This is a genomic window from Burkholderia sp. AU16482 (genome assembly GCF_002223285.1).
Taxonomy (GTDB): Bacteria; Pseudomonadota; Gammaproteobacteria; order Burkholderiales; family Burkholderiaceae; genus Burkholderia; species Burkholderia semiarida.
The window spans coordinates 169,742-192,715 of the sequence record NZ_NKEY01000001.1 but is presented as its reverse complement, the minus strand read 5'-3'; the positions used below and the strand labels follow the sequence as shown (position 1 = coordinate 192,715).

Annotated in this window: 23 protein-coding genes; 5 read left to right on the top strand and 18 right to left on the bottom strand. The window is 68.2% G+C overall.

All coding sequences use genetic code 11. The features are described from left to right. Positions 1-193: 193 nt before the first annotated feature. The 13 genes from cheZ to flhD form a co-directional block, all read right to left on the bottom strand. Entirely contained in the window at positions 194-925 is a 732-nt protein-coding gene (cheZ, locus tag CFB35_RS00900) for a protein phosphatase CheZ (RefSeq protein ID WP_059578110.1), read from the bottom strand. A gap of 2 nt (positions 926-927) precedes the next feature. Beyond that, entirely contained in the window at positions 928-1,323 is a 396-nt protein-coding gene (gene cheY, locus CFB35_RS00895) for a chemotaxis response regulator CheY (RefSeq protein WP_026045350.1), read from the bottom strand. Positions 1,324-1,390: 67 nt separating this feature from the next. Further along, positions 1,391-2,482, bottom strand: a complete 1,092-nt coding sequence (locus CFB35_RS00890) for a chemotaxis response regulator protein-glutamate methylesterase (RefSeq protein WP_060966403.1) — start codon at positions 2,480-2,482, stop codon at positions 1,391-1,393. Next, positions 2,479-3,213, bottom strand: a complete 735-nt coding sequence (cheD, locus tag CFB35_RS00885; protein ID WP_059638382.1) for a chemoreceptor glutamine deamidase CheD — start codon at positions 3,211-3,213, stop codon at positions 2,479-2,481. The genes CFB35_RS00890 and cheD overlap by 4 nt, the downstream gene beginning before the upstream one ends. Then, on the bottom strand, positions 3,210-4,202 hold the full coding sequence (locus CFB35_RS00880; protein WP_059638385.1) for a CheR family methyltransferase: 993 nt from the start codon (positions 4,200-4,202) through the stop codon (positions 3,210-3,212). Before CFB35_RS00880 ends, cheD begins: the two co-directional genes overlap by 4 nt. 3 nt (positions 4,203-4,205) lie before the next feature. Then, a complete protein-coding gene (locus CFB35_RS00875; RefSeq protein WP_089464463.1) occupies positions 4,206-6,167 on the bottom strand; it encodes a methyl-accepting chemotaxis protein in 1,962 nt (653 codons plus the stop codon). A gap of 37 nt (positions 6,168-6,204) precedes the next feature. After that, positions 6,205-6,720, bottom strand: coding sequence for a chemotaxis protein CheW (gene cheW, locus CFB35_RS00870; RefSeq protein ID WP_059578098.1), 516 nt, complete (start codon positions 6,718-6,720; stop codon positions 6,205-6,207). 47 nt (positions 6,721-6,767) lie between these two features. Further along, positions 6,768-9,032: a chemotaxis protein CheA gene (cheA, locus tag CFB35_RS00865; protein ID WP_089464462.1), complete on the bottom strand. Its 2,265-nt coding sequence runs from the start codon at positions 9,030-9,032 to the stop codon at positions 6,768-6,770. A 33-nt stretch (positions 9,033-9,065) separates the two neighbouring features. Further along, positions 9,066-9,443 carry a response regulator gene (locus tag CFB35_RS00860; RefSeq protein WP_059578092.1) on the bottom strand — a complete coding sequence of 126 codons (378 nt, stop codon included), beginning with the start codon at positions 9,441-9,443 and terminating at the stop codon, positions 9,066-9,068. Positions 9,444-9,459: 16 nt separating this feature from the next. Then, on the bottom strand, positions 9,460-10,479 hold the full coding sequence (gene motB, locus CFB35_RS00855; protein WP_059638390.1) for a flagellar motor protein MotB: 1,020 nt from the start codon (positions 10,477-10,479) through the stop codon (positions 9,460-9,462). Between the two features lie 13 nt (positions 10,480-10,492). Continuing rightward, positions 10,493-11,353, bottom strand: a complete 861-nt coding sequence (motA, locus tag CFB35_RS00850; RefSeq protein ID WP_059578087.1) for a flagellar motor stator protein MotA — start codon at positions 11,351-11,353, stop codon at positions 10,493-10,495. A gap of 191 nt (positions 11,354-11,544) precedes the next feature. Continuing rightward, on the bottom strand, positions 11,545-12,099 hold the full coding sequence (gene flhC / locus CFB35_RS00845; protein WP_059578085.1) for a flagellar transcriptional regulator FlhC: 555 nt from the start codon (positions 12,097-12,099) through the stop codon (positions 11,545-11,547). A gap of 92 nt (positions 12,100-12,191) precedes the next feature. Next, positions 12,192-12,512, bottom strand: a complete 321-nt coding sequence (flhD, locus tag CFB35_RS00840; protein WP_059578082.1) for a flagellar transcriptional regulator FlhD — start codon at positions 12,510-12,512, stop codon at positions 12,192-12,194. Between flhD and CFB35_RS34875 the strand changes: the two genes are divergently transcribed. Next, positions 12,511-12,861 (top strand): hypothetical protein, encoded by a 351-nt coding sequence (locus tag CFB35_RS34875; RefSeq protein ID WP_179231705.1) that lies wholly within the window; start codon positions 12,511-12,513, stop codon positions 12,859-12,861. The two genes, flhD and CFB35_RS34875, sit on opposite strands and share 2 nt — an antisense overlap. Before the next feature lie 316 nt (positions 12,862-13,177). Then, positions 13,178-14,242 (top strand): glycosyltransferase family 4 protein, encoded by a 1,065-nt coding sequence (locus CFB35_RS00830; protein ID WP_059578080.1) that lies wholly within the window; start codon positions 13,178-13,180, stop codon positions 14,240-14,242. A 103-nt stretch (positions 14,243-14,345) separates the two neighbouring features. Here the strand turns inward: CFB35_RS00830 and CFB35_RS00825 are convergent, their stop codons facing one another. Next, positions 14,346-14,642: an H-NS histone family protein gene (locus CFB35_RS00825; protein ID WP_021162849.1), complete on the bottom strand. Its 297-nt coding sequence runs from the start codon at positions 14,640-14,642 to the stop codon at positions 14,346-14,348. A 299-nt stretch (positions 14,643-14,941) separates the two neighbouring features. Here CFB35_RS00825 and aqpZ point away from each other — a divergent pair, with 299 nt between their 5' ends. Further along, positions 14,942-15,685 carry an aquaporin Z gene (aqpZ, locus tag CFB35_RS00820; protein WP_006489324.1) on the top strand — a complete coding sequence of 248 codons (744 nt, stop codon included), beginning with the start codon at positions 14,942-14,944 and terminating at the stop codon, positions 15,683-15,685. Between the two features lie 130 nt (positions 15,686-15,815). On the opposite strand, the gene CFB35_RS00815 is transcribed toward aqpZ, so the two are convergent. Beyond that, positions 15,816-16,640 (bottom strand): Cof-type HAD-IIB family hydrolase, encoded by an 825-nt coding sequence (locus CFB35_RS00815; protein WP_059638396.1) that lies wholly within the window; start codon positions 16,638-16,640, stop codon positions 15,816-15,818. A 159-nt stretch (positions 16,641-16,799) separates the two neighbouring features. Then, positions 16,800-17,681 carry a BadF/BadG/BcrA/BcrD ATPase family protein gene (locus tag CFB35_RS00810; RefSeq protein WP_059580666.1) on the bottom strand — a complete coding sequence of 294 codons (882 nt, stop codon included), beginning with the start codon at positions 17,679-17,681 and terminating at the stop codon, positions 16,800-16,802. Positions 17,682-17,823: 142 nt separating this feature from the next. Here CFB35_RS00810 and CFB35_RS00805 point away from each other — a divergent pair, with 142 nt between their 5' ends. Continuing rightward, positions 17,824-18,426, top strand: a complete 603-nt coding sequence (locus CFB35_RS00805; RefSeq protein WP_059580665.1) for a DNA-3-methyladenine glycosylase I — start codon at positions 17,824-17,826, stop codon at positions 18,424-18,426. A 238-nt stretch (positions 18,427-18,664) separates the two neighbouring features. On the opposite strand, the gene CFB35_RS00800 is transcribed toward CFB35_RS00805, so the two are convergent. Next, on the bottom strand, positions 18,665-19,900 hold the full coding sequence (locus CFB35_RS00800) for a PepSY domain-containing protein (protein WP_089464460.1): 1,236 nt from the start codon (positions 19,898-19,900) through the stop codon (positions 18,665-18,667). A 229-nt stretch (positions 19,901-20,129) separates the two neighbouring features. Here CFB35_RS00800 and CFB35_RS00790 point away from each other — a divergent pair, with 229 nt between their 5' ends. Next, the gene (locus CFB35_RS00790; RefSeq protein ID WP_089464458.1) at positions 20,130-22,250 is read left to right on the top strand and encodes a TonB-dependent siderophore receptor; all 2,121 of its coding nucleotides are present in this window, start codon (positions 20,130-20,132) and stop codon (positions 22,248-22,250) included. Between the two features lie 169 nt (positions 22,251-22,419). Here CFB35_RS00790 and rpsU read toward each other — a convergent pair whose 3' ends face one another. Further along, entirely contained in the window at positions 22,420-22,632 is a 213-nt protein-coding gene (gene rpsU / locus CFB35_RS00785) for a 30S ribosomal protein S21 (RefSeq protein WP_006401410.1), read from the bottom strand. Positions 22,633-22,974: the final 342 nt, after the last annotated feature.

Below are 22,974 nucleotides of genomic sequence, written 5' to 3'. Positions count from 1 at the left end.
GTGTCCGAGTGTCAATTCGACGCAGGATCACGCCGCGCAGCGGCGGCGGCGGGCACTAAGGAACGACGCAAGAAAGGGGAATGCGCGCATCGGCGGCCCCGCGGAACGGGGCGCCCGGCAAAGGGGCGCCCGGCAATGGGGCGCCCGGCAATGGGGCGCCCGGCGAAGGGGCGCGCGGCTGCGCCGCGGCGGGTCAGAAACCGAGGCTCGCGAGCAGGTCGTCGACCTGCCCCTGGTCCTGAACCACGTCGGATTTGCCTTCCGGCGCGATCTGCGGGCCGTTCAGCAGCGACTCGGGGCTGCCGGTCGCGCTGATCTGTTCGGCCGCGAGCGCGGCGGCGGTGGCCGCGAACTGCTCGCGCCGCTCGGGCGCGATGTTCTCGACGAGCACGGTGAGGAGCTGTTGCTCGATCAGGTAGACCATGTCCATGATCTTCTTGATCACCTGCCCGGTCAGATCCTGGAAATCCTGCGCGAGCATGATCTCGAGCAGTTGCGCGCGGGTCGCCGCCGTCGATTCGGGCAGCGTGCGCAGGAACGCGCGCGTATCGTCCATCAGCTCGCGCACTTCCGCGTGCTCGATCGGCGCCGCATACCACTGCGCCCAGCGTGCGTCAAGCGCCTCGGCCTCGTTCTGGACGCGCTCCTGCATCGGCTTCGCGATCTCGATCGCATTCAGCACGCGCACCGCGGCCTGCTCGGTCATCGTCGCGACGTAGCGCAGGCGGTCGCGCGCATCGGGCACGGCTTCGGCCGCGCGCTCGACATGCTTGTCGAGCCCGAGCTCGCGCATCGAATCGCGCAGCGTGCGCGTGACGTGGCCGATGCGCGCGAGGATCCGGTCGCTCGCGTAATCGGCGCCTTCGGCATGGCCGTCGGCGTTGACCGCCGCGCCGGCGAGCGCCGCATGGATCGGCTCGTTCACGTTCAGCTCCCGGTCTTGGCCATCTTGTCGATGATCTTGTTCAGCTTCTCGTCGAGCGTCGCGGCCGTGAACGGTTTCACGACGTAGCCGCTCGCGCCGGCCTGGGCGGCCGCGATGATGTTCTCCTTCTTCGACTCGGCCGTGACCATCAGCACCGGCAGGTGCGTGAGCGTCGCGTCCGCGCGGATTTCCTTCAGCATCGCGAGGCCGTCGAGGTTCGGCATGTTCCAGTCGGAGATCACGAAGTCGAAGCCGCCGCCGCGCAGCCGCGCGAGGCCGGCCGCGCCGTCTTCCGCCTCGTCGACGTTCGTGTAGCCCAGTTCCTTGAGCAGGTTGCGGACGATCCGGCGCATCGTCGGGAAATCGTCCACCACCAGGATTTTCATGCTCTTGTCCATCGTCGTTCCTTTCCAGATTCGTTTCCGTCGAGGCGTGTAGCGTGGCACGCGCCCCGTGACATTCCATTCACACGCGCTGCACGCGGTCGCCCATCGTCGCCAGGCGCGCCATCACGCGGCGGCTCATGTCGGCGAGCGGCGCGACCTCGTCCGCGCCGCCGAGCGCGATCGCCTCGCGCGGCATCCCGAACACGATGCAGCTCGCTTCGTCCTGCGCGAACGTGTAAGCGCCCGCGCGTTTCATTTCCAGCAGGCCGGCCGCGCCGTCGCGGCCCATCCCGGTGAGGATCACGCCGATCGCGTTCTTGCCCGCGTGCGTCGCCGCCGAGCGGAACAGCACGTCGACCGACGGGCGGTGCCGGTTCACCGGCGGCTCGTCCGACAGTTGCGCAATATAGTTCGCGCCGCTTCTCGCGAGCAACAGGTGTGCGTGCCCCGGCGCGATGTACGCATGGCCGGGCAGCACGCGTTCGCCGTGCTCGGCTTCCTTCACCGCGATCCGGCACAGCCCGTTCAGCCGCTGCGCGAACGACTTCGTGAAGCCCGGCGGCATGTGCTGCGCGATCAGCACGGCCGGCGCATCCGGCGGCAGCGGCGTCAGCACTTCGCGGATCGCCTCGGTGCCGCCCGTCGACGCGCCGATGATGATCAGCTTCTCGGTACTGACGAGCGGGTTGTTGATCATCGGCGCGGCCGCGGCGCTGTCCGCCGCGCGCGCGGCGGCCTGCGGCTGCGGCGCCTGGCGCACGCGCGCGCGCGACGCCGCGCGGATCTTGTCGGCGAGCTTTTCCGCGTAGTCGAGCATCCCGTCGCGAATCCCGACGCGCGGCTTCGTGACGAAATCCACCGCGCCGAGTTCGAGCGCGCGCAGCGTGATTTCCGAGCCGCGCTCGGTCAGCGACGACACCATCACGACCGGCATCGGCCGCAGGCGCATCAGCTTCTCGAGGAAGTCGAGCCCGTCCATGCGCGGCATTTCGACGTCGAGCGTGAGCACGTCGGGGTTGTGCTGCTTGATGAGCTCGCGCGCGACGAGCGGATCGGGCGCGGTCGCGCACACCGTCATGTCGGGCTGGCTGTTGATGATCTCGGTCATCAGGCTGCGGATCAACGCCGAATCGTCGACGCACAATACTTTGATCTTCTGCACTGCGGTCATGCCTCCTGCTTTCTTGATAGGTTTGCCGCCCGTCCGCCGCCGGCTGCGGCCGCGCTGCCGCCGGCCGGCGCGGCGCCGCGCCCGCCGAACAGCTCGATGCGCGGGCGCGCCGGCTGCGGCGCGGCAGGCCGCTTCGCGGCAAACAGCTCGACGTGCGCGCGGCGGGCGCGCTCGGCCTCGCGCGCGAGCGCGGCTTCGCGCTCGGTCACGCCCGGCACCTGCAGCCGCAGCTTCTTCACCATCGCGCGCCCGCTGTGCGGCATGAACGCGACCTTGCGCGGATGCACGCCCTGCAAGTCTTCCGCGGTGATGCGGATGCGCTCGAGCGCGAGGTAGCGGCGCACGAAATCGGCGTTGCGATCGCCGATGTTGATCGTCGTCATCCCGGCCAGCACGGCCGCGCCGCCGAACACCTTCGCCTCGAAGCGCTCGCGGCGCCCGCCGGCCTTGATCAGCTCGTTGATCAGCACTTCCATCGCATACGCGCCGTAGCGCATCGATTCCGACGCGGCCGCGCCCGGATCGGCGCCGTCGTCCGGCAGCATGAAGTGGTTCATCCCGCCGATGCCCGCGTACGGGTCGTGCAGGCACGCGGCGACGCACGAGCCGAGCACGGTCATCAGCACCATGTCATCGGCCGTCGTGTAGAACTCGTTCGGCAACAGCTTCACGCCGGGGCGCTCGAAGTGGTTGTCGAAGTAGCGATTGGTCGCGATCGGCAGTGCGCTCATCCGCGCTCTCCCAGGGCCGGCGCGCCGCTCGCGGCCCGTGCGCGCACGGGCGACGGCAGCTCGGCCGCCGCGCTCGCCGGCGCACCGCGCGCGCGCGCGCCCTGCGCGGCGTCGCGCGTGAGTTCGTACACCGTCTGCCCGCGCAGCCGGAACGCCTGGGTCACGTACGTGAAGTTCTCCGAATGGCCGGCGAACAGCAGGCCGCCCGGCTTCACGAGCGGCTCGAAGCGCGACAGCACCTGCCCCTGCGTCGGCTTGTCGAAATAGATCATCACGTTGCGGCAGAAGATCGCGTCGAACGGCTTCGCGATCCCGTAGTCCGCATCGGTCAGGTTCAGTTGCTCGAAGCGGATCATCGCGCGCAGCTCGGGCCGCACCTTCACGCGGCCGGCCTGCGCGCCCGTGCCCTTCAGGAAGAAGCGCTTGAGCCGCTCCGGCGACAGGTGCTTGACCTGGTCGTACGTGTAGATGCCGGCTTCGGCCTTCGCGAGCACCTGCGTGTCGAGATCGGTCGCGAGGATCGACGCGCCGCGCGCGGCCGTTTCGCCGAGCGCCTCGATCAGCGTGATCGCGATCGAGTACGGCTCCTCGCCGGTCGACGCCGCCGAGCACCAGACCGAGACCGGCGCCGGCCGCCCTTTCACGAATTCCGACAGGATCGGGAAATGATGCGCCTCGCGGAAAAACGCGGTCAGGTTGGTCGTCAGCGCATTGGTGAACGCTTCCCACTCGAGCGGATCGTCTTCCTGTTCGAGCAGGTCGAGGTAGTCGCGGAACGTGTCGAGGCCGCGCGCCCGCAACCGCCGCGCGAGACGGCTGTAGGCCATGTCGCGCTTGTGCTCGGACAGCGAGATGCCCGCGCGTTGGTGGATCAGCGCGCGAATGCGTGCGAAATCCGCGCCGGTGAACGCGAAGTCGCGCCCCGGCTCGCCCGCGCGAGGCGAGGCATCCGGTGCATCGGGTCGAAACGGCGCGCGCGCGTGCTGCATGGCTTAGAAGGTCTCCCAGTCGTCGTCGGACGCGCCGGCGGCCGCCAGCGCGGGCTTCTCGCCGCTCAGCGCCGGGCGCACGAGCGCGGGCTTCGCGGCCGGCTTGTCCGCCGGGGCGGCCGTCTTCGCCAGACGCGGGCCATAGCCGCCCGCCGCGGCGGCGCCACCCCGGGCAGCCGGTGCGTCCTTCTGCGTGCGCGGCGCGGCGTCGGCCGCGCGCTTCGCTTCGTGCTCGGCGCCCGACGCAGCCGTGCGCGACGCCGGCGCGGCGCGCCGTGCCGCCGGCTGGGCCGCGGCCTGCGGCGCCGGCAGCGCGGCGACCGGCGCGTCGTGGCGCGACGCCGACGGCAGCGCCGCCGGTTCGTGCGCGGCCGGCCGCGCGACGCTGCGCGCTGGCGCGAGCGCGATGCCGCCCGCGACGCGCCAGCCCGACACGATCGCCTTCATCTGGCGCGTCTGCTCCTCGAGCGACGCGGCTGCGGCGGCCGCCTGCTCGACGAGCGCCGCGTTCTGCTGCGTGACCGCATCCATCTGGCCGACCGCGCGGTTGACCTGCTCGATGCCGGTCGACTGCTCGTCGGACGCGGCGCTGATCTCGCCCATGATGTCGGTCACGCGGCGCACGGCCTGCACGATCTCGTCCATCGTCGAGCCGGCGCGCGCGACGAGCGCCGACCCGCTGTCGACCTTCTCGGCCGAATCGCCGATCAACTGCTTGATTTCCTTCGCGGCGCTCGCGCTGCGCTGCGCGAGCGAGCGCACCTCGCCCGCGACCACCGCGAAGCCGCGGCCCTGCTCGCCGGCGCGCGCCGCCTCGACGGCCGCGTTCAGCGCGAGGATGTTGGTCTGGAACGCGATGCCTTCGATCGTGCCGATGATGTCGACCACCTTGCCGGAGCTCGCCGCGATGTCCTGCATCGTCGACACGACCTGGCCGACCACCTCGCCGCCCTGCGTCGCGATGTCCGACGCGTTCACCGCGAGCTGGCTCGCCTGCCGCGCGTTCTCCGCGTTCTGCCGCACGGTGCCCGTCAGCTGCTCCATGCTCGACGCGGTTTCCTGCAGCGACGCGGCCTGCTCCTCGGTGCGCTGCGACAGGTCGATGTTGCCGGTGGCGATCTCGCGCGCGCCGACGTCGATCGATTCGGTGCCGCGATGCACGGCCTGCACCATCGTCGTCACCGCGTCCTGCATCCGCTTGATGCCGCCGAACAGGCGGCCGATCTCGTTCGTGCTCGATACGTTCACCGGCTGCGTGAGGTCGCCCCCGGCAATGCGCTCGAAGTGCGCGATCGCATCCTCGATCGGCTGGACGATCAGCCCGCGCAGCACGAAGCGGATCGCGATCACGACGACGAACGCGATCGCGATGCCGGCCGCGATCAGCGCGACCATCGTCGAGATCTGCGACTGCGTCGCGGCCTGACGTTCTTGCGCGCGCTTCTGCAGCGCCGCGATCACGGCCGATGCCGTCTGGTCGAACGCGACGAACATCGGGCTGATCTTCGTGTCCGCCACCGCGTGGTACGCGGCCATGTCGCCCGCGCGCGCCGCGGCAAATTCGGGCTCCACGCCTTCCTTCACGATCGTCGTGTAGCGTGCGGCGAGCTCGTCGAGAAGCGCCTGCTCGACACCGAGCTTCGGCGTCGACTGGAACGCCTGCCAGTTCTGGTTCGACTTCGCGAACAGCTCCTGCGCGCGGTCGAGCACCTTCGCCGCGTCGGCCGCGTTGCCGGCTTCGGTCAGCGTACGGAAGCGATCGAGCGCCACGCGCGAGCGCAGCAGTTGCGCGGCCGTGTCGTCGAGCGTGTGGATCGCCGGCAGGTCGACGTGCGCGATCTCGTCGAGCGAACGGCTCGCCTGATTGAGCGCGTAGAGGCCGAGCCCGCCGACCGCGGCGGCCAGGCACACGAGGATGAGTCCGACCGCCGTGAGCGTCGTGCGGATCGACCAGTTATGCAACATTGCAGATTCTCCCGAAATTGCTGCGCGCGCGGCGCGCTTACCCGCCGAGTGTCTCGATCAGCGCCATTTCACGGCTCGACATCAGCTTCTCGATGTCCATCAGGATCAGCATCCGGCCGTCGACCGTGCCGAGGCCGGTCAGGTACTCGGTCGTCAGCGTCGCGCCGAATTCCGGCGCCGGCATGATCTGGTCGGTCTGCAGCGTCAGCACGTCCGACACGCCGTCGACCACCATCCCGACCACGCGGTTCGACACGTTCAGGATGATCACGACGGTCTGGTGGTCGTACTCGACGCGGCCGAGGTGGAACTTGATCCGCATGTCGACGATCGGCACGATGATCCCGCGCAGGTTGATCACGCCCTTGATGAACTCGGGCGCGTTCGCGATTCGCGTGACGCTGTCGTAGCCGCGGATTTCCTGCACTTTCAGGATGTCGATCCCGTATTCCTCGTCGCCGAGCGTGAAGACGAGGAATTCCTGGCCCGTCGCATCGCCGTGTTCGGCGTCGCGGCGGCTCGTGGCCGCGTTCGCCGCGGCCGGATTGATCATTTGAACTTCAGCGGACACGTTTGCCCCCAATCGGTTGATGGCGAGAGTCAGAAGACGGCGAGTTCGGCGCCCGCACGGGCGCCGTGCGTCGCACGGGTTTCGCGGTTCAGCGCCGCGACGTCGACGATCAGCGCGACGCTGCCGTCGCCCAGGATGGTCGCCGCCGAGATGCCGTGGACCTTGCGGTAATTGGTTTCGAGGTTCTTCACGACCACCTGCTGCTGGCCGACCAGCTCGTCGATCAGCATCGCGAAGCGGCGCCCCTCGGTTTCCATGATCGTGACGATCCCCTGGGTCGGGTCGGTGCGCGCGTCGTCGACCGAGAACACCTCGTGCAGCGCGACGAGCGGCAGGTATTCGCCGCGCACGCGCACCACGCGCTCGCCGTTGCCGACCGTGTAGATGTCGTCGTTCGACGGCTGCAGCGACTCCATCACGAAGTTCAGCGGCAGGATGAAGATCTCGCTGCCCACCTTCACCGACATCCCGTCGAGGATCGCGAGCGTGAGCGGCAGCACGATCCGCGTGGTCGTGCCGCGGCCGGCCTGCGACGAGATTTCGACATGGCCGCCCATCGACTGGATGTTGCGCTTCACCACGTCCATCCCGACGCCGCGGCCCGACACGTCGGTCACCGTCTCGGCCGTCGAGAAGCCCGGCGCGAAGATCAGTTGCCAGACTTCGTCGTCGCTGATGTTCTCGGAGATCTGCATGCCCTGTTTCGCGGCCTTCGCGAGGATCCGCTCGCGGTTCAGGCCCGCGCCGTCGTCGCTCACCTCGATCACGATGTTGCCGCCGTGATGCGCGGCCGACAGCACGAGCTGGCCGACCGCATCCTTGCCGGCGGCGACGCGCTTGTCGACCGTTTCGATCCCGTGGTCGAGGCTGTTGCGCACGAGGTGCGTGAGCGGATCGATGATCCGTTCGATCAGGCTCTTGTCGAGCTCGGTCGCCTGGCCGAACGTCACGAGCTCGACCTGCTTGCCGAGCTTGCCGGCGAGATCGCGCACGAGGCGCGGGAAGCGGCTGAACACGTAGTCCATCGGCATCATGCGGATCGACATCACCGCTTCCTGCAGGTCGCGCGCATTGCGCTCGAGCTGCGCCATCCCGTTGAACAGGCGGTCGTGCAGCGCGGGATCGAACGCGCTGGCCGTCTCGGCCAGCATCGCCTGCGTGATCACCAGTTCGCCGACGAGGTTGATCAGTTGGTCGACCTTCTCGACGCCGACGCGGATCGAGCTGCCTTCTGCGCCGCCCGCGGCCGCGGCGGCCGGGCGGGCGCGCTTGTCGTCGTGATGCGCGGCGGCGGCCGGCGCCGCGTGTTCGGCCGGCTGCGGTTGCGCTCGAGCGTGTTGCTGCGGCGGCGTGGCGGCTGCCGCGGCCGGGGCGGCGGGCGGCTCGGCCGGCGCCGAAGCAGCCGGCTGCGCGGCGGCGGCCTGCGGCGCGAACACCTCGACGCGTGCGGGCGGCGCGGCCGCGGCGGCCGGGGCGGCGGCCACTGCGGCGGCGTCCTTCGCATCGCCGGCGGCGGCCGGCGCCGTGCCGCGTGCGACGCGAATCTGGCTTTCGTCGATCACGAAGCAGCACACGGCGACGATGTCGTCGGACGGCACCTCCGATTCGACCCACAGCGACAGGTCCGCGCCCGCTTCCTCGCGGCCGACGATCCGGCCGAGGTTGCCGAGTTCCTCGGTGAGCAGCGCCTGATCCTTCGCGTCGACGCCGACCAGCGTGATCTTCAGGTGCGGGCCGTCGGCATCGGCGTCAGCCGCCGGATGCGCGGCCGCGACGGCCTGCTCGACCACATGGTCGGGCGCGCGATCGCCGCTTGCGACGGGCTCGGCGGCCGGCGCCACGGCGGCGGCGACCGGCATAGGCGCGGCCGGCGCCGGCTCGGCTGCCGCGGGCGCGCCCGAGCCGCTTTCGGCCTTCAGCCGCTCGAGCTTCGCGCAGATCGCCGCGGCGGCGGCCGCGTCCGGTTCGGCGCTCGCGCGGTAGTCGACGAGCTGGTCGGACAGCACGTCCTTCGTTTCCAGGAACGCGTCGACCATCTCCTTGGTCAGCGTCAGCTCATGGTTGCGCGCGCGGTCGAGCAGCGATTCGAGGATGTGCGTCGTATCGGTCAGCGCGGAGAAGCCGAACGTCGCCGCGCCGCCCTTGATCGAATGCGCGGCGCGGAAGATCGCCGCCAGATCCTCGGGATCGGGCGAATCGACGTCCAGGTTCAGCAGCAGCTGCTCCATCTGCGCGAGCAACTCGTCCGCTTCGTCGAAAAAGGTCTGGTAGAACTGAGTGATGTCGAGAGTCATGCCCGGTCACCGGTTGAATTCGTCGCGTTCATGTCAGGAGGCAGCCGGCTCGGACAGCGTGGCGACCAGGTCGACCAGCACGCCCGGGTCGATCGGCTTTTCGATCCAGCCGGTCGCGCCCGCGTCGCGTGCCGCGTCCTTGAACGCGTCGCTGCCCTCGGTCGTCAGGATGAGGATCGGCGTGTCCGCGTACGCGCTCAGCTTGCGCAGCGCGGCGATCACCTCGAGCCCGCTCTTGCGCGGCATGTTCTGGTCGGTCAGGACCAGGTCGTACGGCGCCGTCGCCGCCATGTCGAAGCCGGCTTCGCCGTCCGGCGCCACCGTCACGTCGTAGCCGGCCTGCGCAAGCGTCGCCTGCAGCAGCGCACGCATGGTCGCGGAGTCGTCGATGGCGAGAATGGTTCGGATCATGTCTGTCTCGGAAACGTCAGGGTTTCGGCGCCACGGCCACGGCGCTCGCCACGACCGGACGCGCCGCCGGCGTCGGGCCGCCGAGCTGCTGCGCGAGCAGCTTCGAACCGGCCGCGTCGGCGGACAGCGTCGTCGTCGTCGCGTCGTCGCGCATCAGCGCTTCTTCGGATTTGCGATTCAGCACGATCACGCTGATCCGGCGGTTTTCCGGATCGAGCGGATCGGCCTTGTTCAGGTTCTGCGTCGACGCGAGGCCGAGCACGCGCAGCACTTTCGCCTCGTCCATGCCGCCGGAGATCAGCTCGCGGCGCGATGCGTTCGCGCGATCGGCCGACAGCTCCCAGTTGCTGTAGCCGCCCTCGCCGCCCGCGTACGGCACGGCGTCGGTGTGGCCCTGGACGATGATCCGGTTCGGCACGTCGTTCAGCGTCTTGCCGATCTCGCGCAGGATGTCGCGCATGTACGGCTCGACGTGGTCGCTCGACATCGCGAACATCGGCCGCTTCTGCGAATCGACGATCTCGATGCGCAGCCCCATCAGCGTCGAATCGATGCGGATCTGCTGCTTGAACTGGCGCAGCGTCGGATTGGCCTCGATCGCGGCCATCAGCTTGATCTGCAGGTCGTGCAGGCGCGTCTGCTCGAGCCGGTCCTGCGCGCCCTGCGCCTGCGACCGCGAATGCTCGTCGCCCGCCTTCGCGAGGCGCTCGGCAAGCGGCGTCGTGCCGTCGGTGCGGCGCAGCGTGCCGGCGTCCGCGCTCGACAGGTCGCGGCCGCCGCCGTTGATGATGCTGGAATCCTGCGAGCTGCGGTCGCCGCTGCCGAGGATCGCGGCCTTCAGCGGCATGTTGAAGTATTCGGCGATCCCCTTCAGCTGCACCGGCGTGACCGAGCTCAGCAGCCACATCAGCAGGAAGAACGCCATCATCGCGGTCATGAAGTCCGCGTACGCGAGCTTCCATGCGCCGCCGTGATGGCCCTTCTTCGCCGGGGCCACCCGCTTGACGACGATCGCGCGATCCTTGCTCTTGCTCATCGGTCGCTCCGCCTCACTTCGCCTTCACGCGTCGCACGTGCTCTTCGAGCTCCGAGAACGACGGGCGCTCGGTCGAGAACAGCACCTTGCGGCCGAACTCGACCGCGATCGCGGGCGCATAGCCGTTCAGCGTCGCGAGGATCGTCACCTTGATGCACTGGAACATCTTGGTCGACTCGGCCACGCGCTGCTCCGCGAGGCTCGCGAGCGGCCCGATCAGCCCGTACGACAGCAGGATCCCGAGGAACGTGCCGACCAGCGCCTGCGCGATCATCGCGCCGAGCACCGCGGGCGGCTTGTCGGCCGAGGCCATCGTGTGGACGACGCCCATCACGGCCGCGACGATCCCGAACGCCGGCATCGCGTCGCCGACGCGCATCAGCGCATGCGCCGGGCCTTCGCCTTCCGTGTGGTGCGTCTCGATCTCCTCGTCCATCAGGCTCTCGATCTCGAACGCGTTCATGTTGCCGCCCACCATCAGGCGCAGGTAGTCGGTCAGGAATTCGACGATGTGGTGATCGGCGAGGATCTTCGGGTATTGCGTGAAGATCGGGCTCTTTTCCGGATCGTCGATGTCGGCCTCGAGCGTCAGCGTGCCTTCCTTGCGTGCCTTCGCGAGCAGCACGTAAAGAAGCGCCATCAGCTCCATATAGACGTCCTTCGTGTATTTCGAGCCCTTGAAGAGCGTCGGCAGCACGCGCAGCGTGGCCTTGATGGTCTTGCCGCCGTTGCCGAGGATGAACGCGCCGACGCCGGCGCCCACGATCATCAGGACCTCGATGGGCTGGATCAAGGCTCCCAGATGCCCGCCCGCCAGCGCATAACCGCCGAAGACCGACAACAGCGTCACGAGTGTTCCCACGATAATCAGCACTGCCTGTCCCTCACGAAAGACCGGCGGGAAGACCGCCGTTAAACAGGTTTACGGCAGTCGGCAGGAAAACTTTCGCGGCCGCCCGGCGGCGGCCCGACGGTGTTTACCAGCAGTGCGCGGACGATTCGCGCGGCCCGCGGGCGCCGCCCGTGCGACGCTCGCGCCCCGCCCGGCCTTGCCCGGCCCGGCGCTCAGGCCAGGGCGGCGGCCAGTTCGGCGCGCGCGGCGGCGGCCTTGCGGGTCTTGCCGGCGCGCGACGGCGGCTGGCACAGGCCGCACACGAAACCTTGATGCGGATCATGCGCATGCGCGACGAAATGGCCGCCGCAGCGCGTGCACGGGGTCATCTGCAGCATCCCCGAATCGAAGAAGCGCACCAGCGTCCATGCCCGCGTGAGGCTCAGCGCGGCCTCGTCGCCGGACAGGTTCACGTGCTCCAGATAGAGCCGGTACGCCTTCACGATCGACTGGATCGGCTCGCAGCGGCCGTGGTCCTGCATGAACCGGTAGATGTTGTAGAACAGCGACGAGTGGATGTTCGGCTGCCACGTCATGAACCAGTCGGTCGAGAACGGCAGCATCCCCTTCGGCGGCGACACGCCCTTCAGTTCCTTGTACAGCTTGATCAGACGGTCCCGCGACAGGCTCGTCTCCGCCTCCAGCAGCTGCAGCCGGGCGCCCAGTTCGATCAGTTCGATGGCGAGGGTGATTTCCTTCACCTCGATCACGACGCTTTTGCTTGCCATGGTGATAACCGTCCGCTTGACGTTGTTCGAATGAATGGCCAATACGCTGCCGGCCGGCGCGGCGCGCCGGGACGAACGCAAGGCGGAATGGATCAGCGGACGCCTTCGACCTGCTGGCCGGCCATCAGGATGGCCGAGTGGGCGTGCGCGACGACATCGCTGCGGCCCTTGTCGGCGAGCGACGACAGCAGCGCGTGATCATCGAAGCGGAAGCGGCACAGCATCTGGTTGGACGCGGCCAGCTTCACGGTCTGCGCGAGCGTGAGGTTGGCGAGCACGTCGGCGAGTTCCTGAGAAATGCCCATGCGGAACATACCCATCGCCTTGTCTTCCCGCAGCAGTCGTTGCGCGAGGAGGAGGTACGACAGGTTGACCTCTTTGATCTCACTGAGCATTTCGCTGGTGGTGCCCATGATTCCCCCGTTAAAGAGCGTTGCTTTGGCCATTCATGTTATGAAAACGTTTGCTCGATCAGTGCGCACCGGGCGCTCAGTCGGCTCGTTTATAGTCTTACAGGGCGAATTTTGGCCAAACGGGATTTATGTCGGTATCAGCGAAGTGGCGTATGCCATGCAGGATTTGTCTGTAAACCGTGTAGGAATTTTTCTGACAAGGCCGATTGAAAGGCGCCATTGGAAAAACGGGTTGCAACGCGGATTCGGTTGCGAGGAGGCCGATGCCCGCCGCGCCGGTGGCGGAAGGCTCGCCGGCAGGGCCGCCGACAATCGGATCGGTAAAAATTATAGTGGTTTTTCACGATAGCGCAACAATAGTCGAGGCTATCTCGGTTCACGATTCCGTGCCCTTTTTCTCGGGGTTTTCGCGTATTTCATCGTGTAACAAGCCTTAAGTGTTTGAAAAAACACTCGAACCCCTCAGGGCGATATCGATAATGGACTCCAATGGGCGGCGGCGCGAGCCGTGCCGGCCCGCCCCGCAGCTTGCCGTCCGGCGCCCCGCGCACCCGCCCAGGGCCCGGCCACGTGCCGCGAAGCGCGTGCGTCGGCGAGTTCCGCCACCTTGTACGGGATCCCCATCGGCGCCAGCGCGCCCCCCGGATCGACACTGGAGAACATCCATGCGAATTGCCCAGATCGCGCCGCTCTACGAAGCCGTCCCGCCGAAACTCTACGGCGGCACCGAGCGGGTCGTGTCCTATCTCACCGAGGCGCTCGTCGAACTCGGCCATGACGTGACGCTGTTCGCCAGCGGCGACTCCGTCACGTCGGCCCGTCTCGAGGCGGCGTGGCCGCGCGCACTGCGGCTCGACCCGTCGGTCCGCGACTCGATGGCGCCCCATATGCGGCTCCTCGAGCAGGTCGCCCGGGTCGCGCACGAATTCGACGTGCTGCACTTCCACCTCGACTACCTGCCATTCCCGCTGATGTCGCGCCTCGACACGCCGTACGTGACGACGCTGCACGGCCGCCTCGACCTGCCGGAGCTGCAGCCGGTGTTCGACGCGTTCCCCGATTCGCCGGTCGTGTCGATCTCGAACAACCAGCGCAAGCCGCTGCCGCAGGCCGCGTGGGCCGGCACCGTGTACCACGGGCTGCCCGACACGCTGCTCACGCCGCAGCCCGACGTGAAGCCCGAATACCTCGCGTTCCTCGGCCGGATCTGTCCCGAAAAGCGTGTCGACACCGCGATCCGCATCGCCGCGCAAAGCGGGCTGCCGCTGAAGATCGCCGCGAAGGTCGACAAGGCCGACGCCGACTACTTCAAGGAAGTGATCGAGCCGCTGCTCGACCAGGCGCACGTCGAATTCATCGGCGAGATCAACGAAGCGCAAAAGCCCGCGTTCCTGTCCGGCGCGAAGGCGCTGCTGTTCCCGATCGACTGGCCGGAGCCGTTCGGCCTGGTGATGATCGAGGCGATGGCCTGCGGCACGCCGGTCGTCGCGTTCAACCGCGGCTCGGTGCCGGAAGTGATCGAGGACGGCGTGACCGGCTTCATCGTCGAGGACGTGCAGGGCGCGGTCGGCGCGCTGCACCGGATCGACAGCCTGTCGCGCACCGCGATCCGCGAACGGTTCGACACGCGCTTCAGCGCGAAGGCGATGGCGCGGCGTTACGTCGAAACCTACGAATCGCTTTGCGCGGCCGCCAAGCAGCCGGCATTGCGCCGGGTTGCGGGCGCCTGACACGGAAATCCGCCGGGAAATGCGCGGTAAAAACCGCGCCGAAATCGGCGCGTAAAACGAAAGAGCCGCATCGTCGATGCGGCTCTTTCTATTTGGCTTGCGGTCATTCGATCAGGAAACGATCGCGGTTTTTCCCGACGATCCAATTCGGCGGCTTGCCGCGCCCGCTCCAGGTTGCACCGGACTTCGGATCACGGTATTTCGGCGGCAGCGGCGCCTTCTTCGGCGGGCGCCCGCGCTTCGCCCGCTCCGCGAAGCCCAGATCCTGGGCGGTCAGCCCATATTCCGCAATCTTCTGCTGGACTTCGGCAATCACCGCCGCCACTTCCTGGCGGCGCACGTCGTCCGCCTGAGCCTGCAGATCGGCGATCTGCGCCTTGAGTTTCGCGTATTGAGACATTTTTCGACTCCCCTTTTCGATGATGCGGCCCCGGCGAATCCGGCCGGGACACCAACATCCGTTACGTCATCCGCACTGCCGCCCTGCCCTTCGAAATTAATGCTGCCATCTTTAACCGAATCGCCTATATCGAGAATGCGGACTTATTCTAATAAAAGGCATTCGTCAGCCATTCAAATTTAACAATCGTTTACCCTCCCGGGCCCGATTCATTTCCTATAATCCAGACCAATTCCGGACGACCGAATAAATCCGTTGCGTCGCCCCGGGTCTTCAACCCACTCGAACGAGGTCCCTACATGAATCTTTCTCAGCGTCTCGCTGCAGAGGTATTCGGCACGTTCTGGCTGGTGCTCGGCGGGTGCGGAAGCGCCGTGCTGGCCGCCGCCTTTCCGGGCCTCGGCATCGGCTTTGCCGGCGTCGCACTCGCGTTCGGCCTGACCGTGCTGACGATGGCCTTCGCGATCGGCCACATCTCCGGTTGCCACCTGAACCCGGCGGTGAGCGTCGGCCTGACGGTCGCCGGCCGCTTTCCGGCGCGCGATCTCGCACCGTACATCGTCGCGCAAGTGGTGGGCGCCACGCTCGGCGCATTCGTGCTGTACCTGATCGCAACCGGCAAGCCGGGTTTCGACGTGGTCGGCAGCGGCTTTGCGACGAACGGCTTCGGCGATCGCTCGCCCGGCCACTACTCGCTCGCCGCGTCGTTCATCTGCGAAGTCGTGATGACGGGCTTCTTCCTGTTCGTGATCCTCGGCGCGACCGACAAGCGCGGCGTGCCGGCCGGCTTCGCGCCGATCGCGATCGGGCTGTGCCTGACGCTGATTCACCTGATCTCGATTCCCGTCACCAACACGTCGGTGAACCCGGCGCGCTCGACCGGCCCGGCGCTGTTCGTGGGCGGCGACGCGATCGGCCAGCTCTGGCTGTTCTGGGTCGCGCCGCTGATCGGCGCGGTGCTCGCCGGAATCATCTATCCGCTGGTCGCCGGGCGTGACGACGCCGTCGACCTGCTGCCCGCATCAGCTCGCACAAGCGAATAAACACTACGGGGTCAAGCGAGCAGAGCAGCGAGCCTCACGCTGTCGAAGAACATCGAGGCAGGCAATTTCAACGGGCGCCCCTGGCGCCCGTTTTTCATTTCCACGCGGCAAACGCGCACGGGGCCGGCGCTCAGGACGCGACGACGTCGTCTTCGAGCGAGAACAGCGTGCGCAGGTGGCGGGCGACGCCCGCGTCGAAGTTGTTGCCGATCCGCGGAATGTGCGGCAGCCGCGCGATCAGGTCGGGATTCGCGTTGTTCATCATGAACGCATGACCGGCGGTTTCGAGCAGGTCGATGTCGTTCATGTTGTCGCCGAACGCGATGCAGTGGCCGGTATCGACGCCGAGCCGCGCGAGCACCGTGCGCAGCGCGCGCCCCTTCGACACGTTCGCGGTCATCACCTCGAGGCAGTCGGGCAGCGAGTACGTGACGTACAGCGCATCGCCGAACTGCACGCGCATCTGCTCGGCGACGACCGCCAGATCGGCCGGTTCGCCGATATACAGCACCTTCGCGATAGCCGCGCCGTCATGCGCGGCCATGTCGATCACCTCGTACCGGAAGCCCGAATCCTGATGGAATTCGAGCAGGTGCGGCGCTTCGCGGTCGATCAGCCAGCCGTCGTTGGTAAACAGGTTGACGATCACGCGGCCGTGCGCGCCGGCGACTTCCGGCTGCACGAGGCGGCGAACGATCGCCGCGTCGACGTCCTGCGCGTGGATCGTCGTGTCGTCCGGCGCATGCACGCGCGCACCGTTCGACGTGATCAGGTACGGCCGGATGCCGAGCACGTCGCGAATGCCGGCGACGTCCGCATAGTGGCGCCCCGTGGCGATCACGAACTGCACGCCGTCGCGGTCGAGCCGGCGAACGGTGTCGATCGTGTACGGGTCGAGCTGGTGGTCGCTGTTCAGCAGCGTGCCGTCGAGATCGGTGGCGATGACTTTGTACATGGGGCGGGAGAGTGGCGCGCGCGGCACGGAGGAAGCGCCATTTTAACGTCGTACCCGGCAGCGCGCCGGGTCGTTGCCGGGCACGCGCCGCCCTGGGGGGCTGAGGCGGGGCTGCTGCGGGCTGCTGCGGCGCGGCATCCGCCGCGCGCCTCGCTCACCTTAGCCGCCCTCCGCCGCCCGCAACGCCTGGAGCGCGAGCCGCAGCGCACCGTGCGCCGAATCGTCGAGCGGCGCGCGCAGCCGCGCGGCGTGCCGCGCCGGCACCGCCGGCGCGAGCGCGTCAGCCAGCCCGCCGCACAATGCGACCGGCAGCGCCTGCTGCGGATCGAGCGCGTCGATCATCTTGCCGATCTCGTCGCCGGCCTGCGCGATCAGCGCGCGCGCGACCGGATGCGTGCGATGCGCGAACACGACGGGCGCGAGACGCGCGTAGATCGTCTGGTTCGCGTCGCACGACCACTGGACCAGCGCGTCGCGATCCTGCGTGCCCGTTTCCGCGAGGAGCGCCGTGGCGAACGCGTCGCGCGGCACGCGGCCGTCGAGCGCCTGTTGCGCGTAGGCGAGCGCACGCACGCCGAGCCACGCGCCGCTCGCCTCGTCGCCGGACGGAAAGCCGAAGCCGCCCGCGATCCGGCACGCGCCGGCCGCATCGAGCGCCGCCGCGATGCTGCCGGTGCCGAGCGCGACGATGAGCCCGGGCGCGCCGCCATGCGCGCCGACGACGGTCGTGTACGCGTCGCTCTCGATCGCCAGTGCGCCAAGCGGCGCCTGCGCGCGGAACGCGGCGAGCCACGCCGCGTTGTTGACGCCGGCGAGCCCGCAACCGAGCGCGCACTGCGACCAGTCGAACGCGAGACCGGCCTGCGTGAACGCATCCGCGCAGGCCGCGCCGATCGACGCCCATGCCCGCTCGATGCCGAGCCCGAGCCCCGACGGGCCGCCGCGCCCCTGCGCGAGCTCGCGCCCCGCCCGGTCGGCCAGCACCGCGCGCGTGCCCGTGCCGCCGCCGTCGATGCCGATCGCAAAAAGTAATGCCGCCATGCCTTCATCCCGCTGATTCGAACAGGCGCCAAGCTTAACCGGATCGGCGCCGCGCGCCCATCTGCCGTTCGGCCGGCTATCCCGCCAAAAGGGCTTCCGCTATGCTGGCGCGATCGAATCGACACTGAAAACGAGGCAGACGATGTCGCAGCGGTGCAACTGGGTGAAGACGGAAGCGGACGCTCACTATCACGATACCGAGTGGGGCGTGCCGTCGCACGACGATCGCCACCTGTTCGAAATGCTGATCCTGGAAGGCGCGCAGGCCGGGCTGTCGTGGTCGACGATCCTGAACAAGCGCGCGGGCTATCGCGAGGCGTTCGCCGATTTCGACGTCGACGCCGTCGCGCGCTTCACGCCCCGGCACATCGAGAAATTGCTGGAGAACCCGGGCATCGTGCGCAACCGCGCGAAGGTCGAATCGGCGGTGACCAACGCGCGGGCGGTGCAGCGCATCCGCGAAGAGCACGGGTCGCTCGCCGCGTTCCTGTGGTCGTTCGTCGGCGGCACGCCGATCCAGAATGCGTGGCAGTCGTACCGCGACGCGCCCGCCTCGACCGAGCAGTCCGACGCGCTCAGCAAGGCGCTGAAGGCGTACGGCTGCAAGTTCGTCGGCTCGACGATCTGCTATGCGCTGATGCAGGCGACCGGCATGGTCAACGATCACGAAGCCGGCTGCCCGTGCCATGCGCAATGCGCGGCGCTCGGCGGCAAGCAGCCGGCACGCCGGCGCAAGGCGGGCTGACGGCGCAGGCACACGCTGGGCGCAGGCGCCGCGCCGCCGACCGGCGTCGGTTGCACCGTCCGCGTACTGCTTGACGCTTGGCCCTTGCCGCTTGGCCCTTGCCGCTTGGCCCTTGCCGCTTGGCCCTTGCCGCTTGGCCCTTGCCGCTTGGCCCTTGCCGCTCGGTCCTTGCCGCTCGGTCCTTACCGCTCGGCCCTTGCCGCTCGGCCCTTACCGCTCGGCCCTTGCCACTCGCTCCTTACCGCGCCGCCCGCGACGACGCCGGCACGACCGGCCGCGCGCTCCGCGCAGCCCGCATGCGCGCGCTGCGCTTCTTCACCCAGATGCAGACGCCCGTCACGCTCAGCATCGCGATCACGATGCCGAGCACGCTCACGGCGACCCGTCCGGCGACACCGGCGATCCGCCCCGAGTGCAGCGGAAACTGCGCCTGCATGAACAGGTCGCCGGCTGAACCGCGGCCCGGCACCTGAGCCGCCACGGGCTTGCCGGTCACCGCATTCCAGTACAGCCACGCATTGCCGAGCCCGACGTCGCCATGGTCGTTGCCCGGCGTGAAGAAACCGACCGCATAGGCGTTCATCGCCGGCGCGAACAACAGCGCGCCCGGCGGCGCGGCGAGGCCCGCGTCGCGTCCGGCCGAGCGCGCGATCTCGACGATCCGCTCGCGCGGCAGCACCTGGCTGCCCGGCGGGGCCGGCGGGAAATGCTCGGGATTCGTATACGGCGTTTCCGCGAGCGGCGAAACGAGCGAGACCAGCGGGCGCACGACCGGAACGGCAAGGTTCATCGAGATCGACGTGACCGCGACGACCAGCAGCAGCCCCCACACCCACACGCCCCCCGAGCGATGCAGGTCGAACACGAGCGGATAGCCGCCGCGCCGCACGCGGAACGCGAACGACTTGCGCCAGCTTTTCGGGTTCGGAAATGCGAGCACCAGCGCGATCAGGCTGTCGATCGCCCACACGATGCCGACGACGCCCATCACCCAGAACCCGAAGTTGATCCCGCCGTACACGGGCAGGAACAGCGAGTAGTGCAGCCGGTAGATGAACGGCATCAGGTCGAGCCGCGCGAGCGACGGCGCGCCCCATTCGCGGCGGCCCTGCACCGCGCCGGTCGCGGGATCGACGGCGATCTGGCTGAAACCGAGTGCGTACGGCTGGCCGGTCGCCGGATCGGTACGCGGCGTCACGCCCGCCTGCAGCGTGTGCCCCGGTTCGACCGCGAGCGGCAGATAGGTCACCTGCACGCGCGGATCGGCCGCCTCGATGCGCGCCGCGAGTTCGAGCGGCGCAAGCGGCGCCGCGCCGCTGCGCGCGGTATAGAAATCCGGGTTCAGCGCCGCGTCGAGTTCGTGGTCCCACGCGATCAGCGCGCCGGTGAGCCCCGCGACGAACAGGAACAGCGCGATGGCAAGCCCGAACCAGCGGTGCAGGCGCACGAGCAACGGTCGCAGGAGCGCGTTCATCGCGTGCGCAGCGAAAGGAAAGCGGGCCGGCACGAGCGGCGGCCCCGATTCGACGGGATGCGGTTCATTTCAGGTTGGGCACCGCGCAACGGCCATCCGGCCCAGTCGGAAGAGGCCGGATGCCCTTGTGCGCGGCATGGAATTGTTGCGCGTTCGGCGGGTTTTGATACGATGCGCGACATTTTAACGCAATGCGAATGATTCTTACTCGCATTTTTACTCGCTCGCCATGACCGTCAGCCTTGCCCGCCCTCCCGTCCGTCCCCGCGTCGTCGCCGCCCTCGCCTGCCTTGCCGCCTCGCTCGCGCATGCGGACGATTCGCCGGGCGACGCCGCGCTGCTGCCAGCCCTCAACATCACGGCCGCGCACGATTCGCCGCAACACTTGACCGACACGATCTCGACCGGTGCGCTCGGCACACGCCGGCAGCTCGACACGCCGTTCTCGACCACGATCGTCACGTCGGAAGAGCTCGAGGCGCGTCAGCCGTACAAGCTCGGCGACGTGTTCGCGAACGACGCGTCGGTGTCCGACAACAGCGGCGCGTACAGCGCGTGGGCCAGCTACCTGACCGTGCGCGGCATGCAGCTCGACTGGCAGAACGGCTACAAGATCGACGGGCTGCCGTTCGTCACGTACGGCATCACGATGCCTTACGAGCAGCTCGAGCGCGTCGAGTTGCTGAAGGGGCTCGGCGGCTTCCTGTACGGCTTCGTGACGCCGGGCGGCGTCGTCAACTACGTGACGAAGCAGCCGGGCGCCGAACCGGTGCGCAGCGTCGACATCGGCTACCGCAGCACCAACGTCTGGACCGAGCATGTCGATCTCGGCCAGCGCTTCGGGCCCGGCAACATGTTCGGCGCGCGGCTGAATGCGACGCACGAGGAAGGCAAGACGTACAACGACGGCAACATCCGCCGCGACAGCGTGTCGCTCGCGCTGCAGGCGAACCTGACGCGCGACCTCTCCGTGTCGTTCGGCGCGCTGTACCAGGACCGCCGCACGACCGGCCAGACGCCGTCGATCTTCACCGGCAGCTATCCGGGCGGCGCACTGCCCGCCACGATCAGCGGCGGGTCGACGAACCTGGGCGGCAAGGACCAGTACCTGAACACGAACCTGCAGCTCTACACGGCCGGGCTGCAATACCAGCTCGCGCCCGACTGGCAGCTCGACGTCGCGTACAGCTACAGCAAGGCGACGCGCCGACGCAACGAAAGCACGCTGTACCTGCAGGACGCGGCCGGCAACTACACCGACAGCCGCTACGTCGGCATGGAGGATCACCGCTTCAGCCAGTGGCGCGCGATGGTCGAGGGCAAGGTGCGCACGGGCCCGTTCAGCCACCAGATCGTGCTCGGCGCGTCGTGGCAGAAGCAGGCGAACGACTATTCGGCGAACAGCGTGTTCGTGCCGCTCGGCGCCGGCAATCTCTACGCGCCGAACCCGTACCGCTACGAGAGCCCGCACGGCTTCGTCCAGTACCGCACGAGCGAGATCGTGCAGAAATCGCTGTTCGCGAGCGATACCGTGCAGTTGACCGAGCGCTGGTCGGTGCTTGCCGGCGTGCGTTACATGAACTACGAGCAGCGCTCGTTTCAGGCGAACGGCGCCGAGGATCCCGGCTATCGCCAGAACGGCGTGGTGACGCCGACCTTCGCGGTGATGTTCAAGCTCGCGCCGACCACCACCGCGTACGCGAGCTACGCCGAATCGCTCGAGCCCGGCAGCCGCGTCAACGACGTCTATGCGAACGCGGGCCAGGTGCTCAAGCCGCTGCGCAGCAAGCAGTACGAGCTCGGGATCAAGAGCGAGCACGCACGCTGGAGCGCGACGGCCGCGCTGTTCCGGATCGAGCGCAGCGCCGAATACGCGAATGCCGCGAACGTCTACGTGCAGGATGGCGAATCGATCATTCAAGGGATCGAGGTCGGCGCGCGCGCGAGATTCGGCGCGCACTGGAATGCAGGCTTCGACGCGATGCTGCTCGACGCGTGGTACGCGAACGGGATCGGCAACAACGGCAACCGGGTTGCCGGCGCGCCGCGCTTCGTGCTCGCCGGTGAAGTTGGCTATGCGGTGCCTGGCGTGCCGGGGCTGACACTCGGCGTCGACGCGAAATTCACCGGCGCGACGCCGCTGCGCGCGGCCGGCGGCCTCGACGCGCCGGGCTTTCTCGTCGTCAACGCGGGCGCGCGCTACCTGACGCGGGTCGGCCGCCACGACGTGACGTTGCGCGCATCGATCGACAACGTGCTGAACCGTCGTTACTGGGAATACCAGTACGCGGACTACGTGAAGCCGGGCGACCCGCGCACGGTCAGCCTGAGCGCGAAGATCGACTTCTGAACGCCGCGGCGGGCAGCCGCAAGGCCCGCCCGCCGCCGTGCGTCGGCAGCGGCCGGGGCGGAACCTCACCGCCCCGGCCTCGGGATTTTCCCGACCGGCAAAAGCAAAACGGCGGAGCGGCCTCTTTCGAGGCACACTCCGCCGTTTCGCGGCGAACCGTCAGAAGCGCTTAGTGGAGCTTCTTCGGCAGCATCTGGCTGCGCAGGCGCTTGTGCAGACGCTTGACGGCTGCTGCCTTCTTGCGCTTGCGGACTGCGGTCGGCTTTTCGTAAGACTGGCGCTCACGCAGTTCAGCGATCAGGCCATTTTTTTCGATAGCGCGACGAAAGCGGCGAATCGCCACTTCGAACGGCTCGTTTTCTTTCAGAAGAATCGTCGTCATGTCGTTCCTAAATTGCTTAAACGGTCAAAAACGTAGCGGCCAAGCGCCACGCACCGGCCATCCGAGCGTTCCCACAACAGGCGAAACGAGCGGAAATACGGCCTCGGAGGCCGGAAAAGAGAGGCGGAAAGCACCGCGAGTACGCTTCACAACCGCGTGCAGCGCCGCGTTTGACTGCCAGCAGACATGCCGAAAACGGCAAAGGCGTGACAGAAATCTCAATTCAGCCCGCCATCATAGCAGGAAATCACAGACAAAACCATCCTTTTGTTGATCCCGGCTCGTCGCCCCGTGCGACGCGGCCGCGCATGCCGCCCCGCGAGGCCGGCGCGCGGTTGGCCG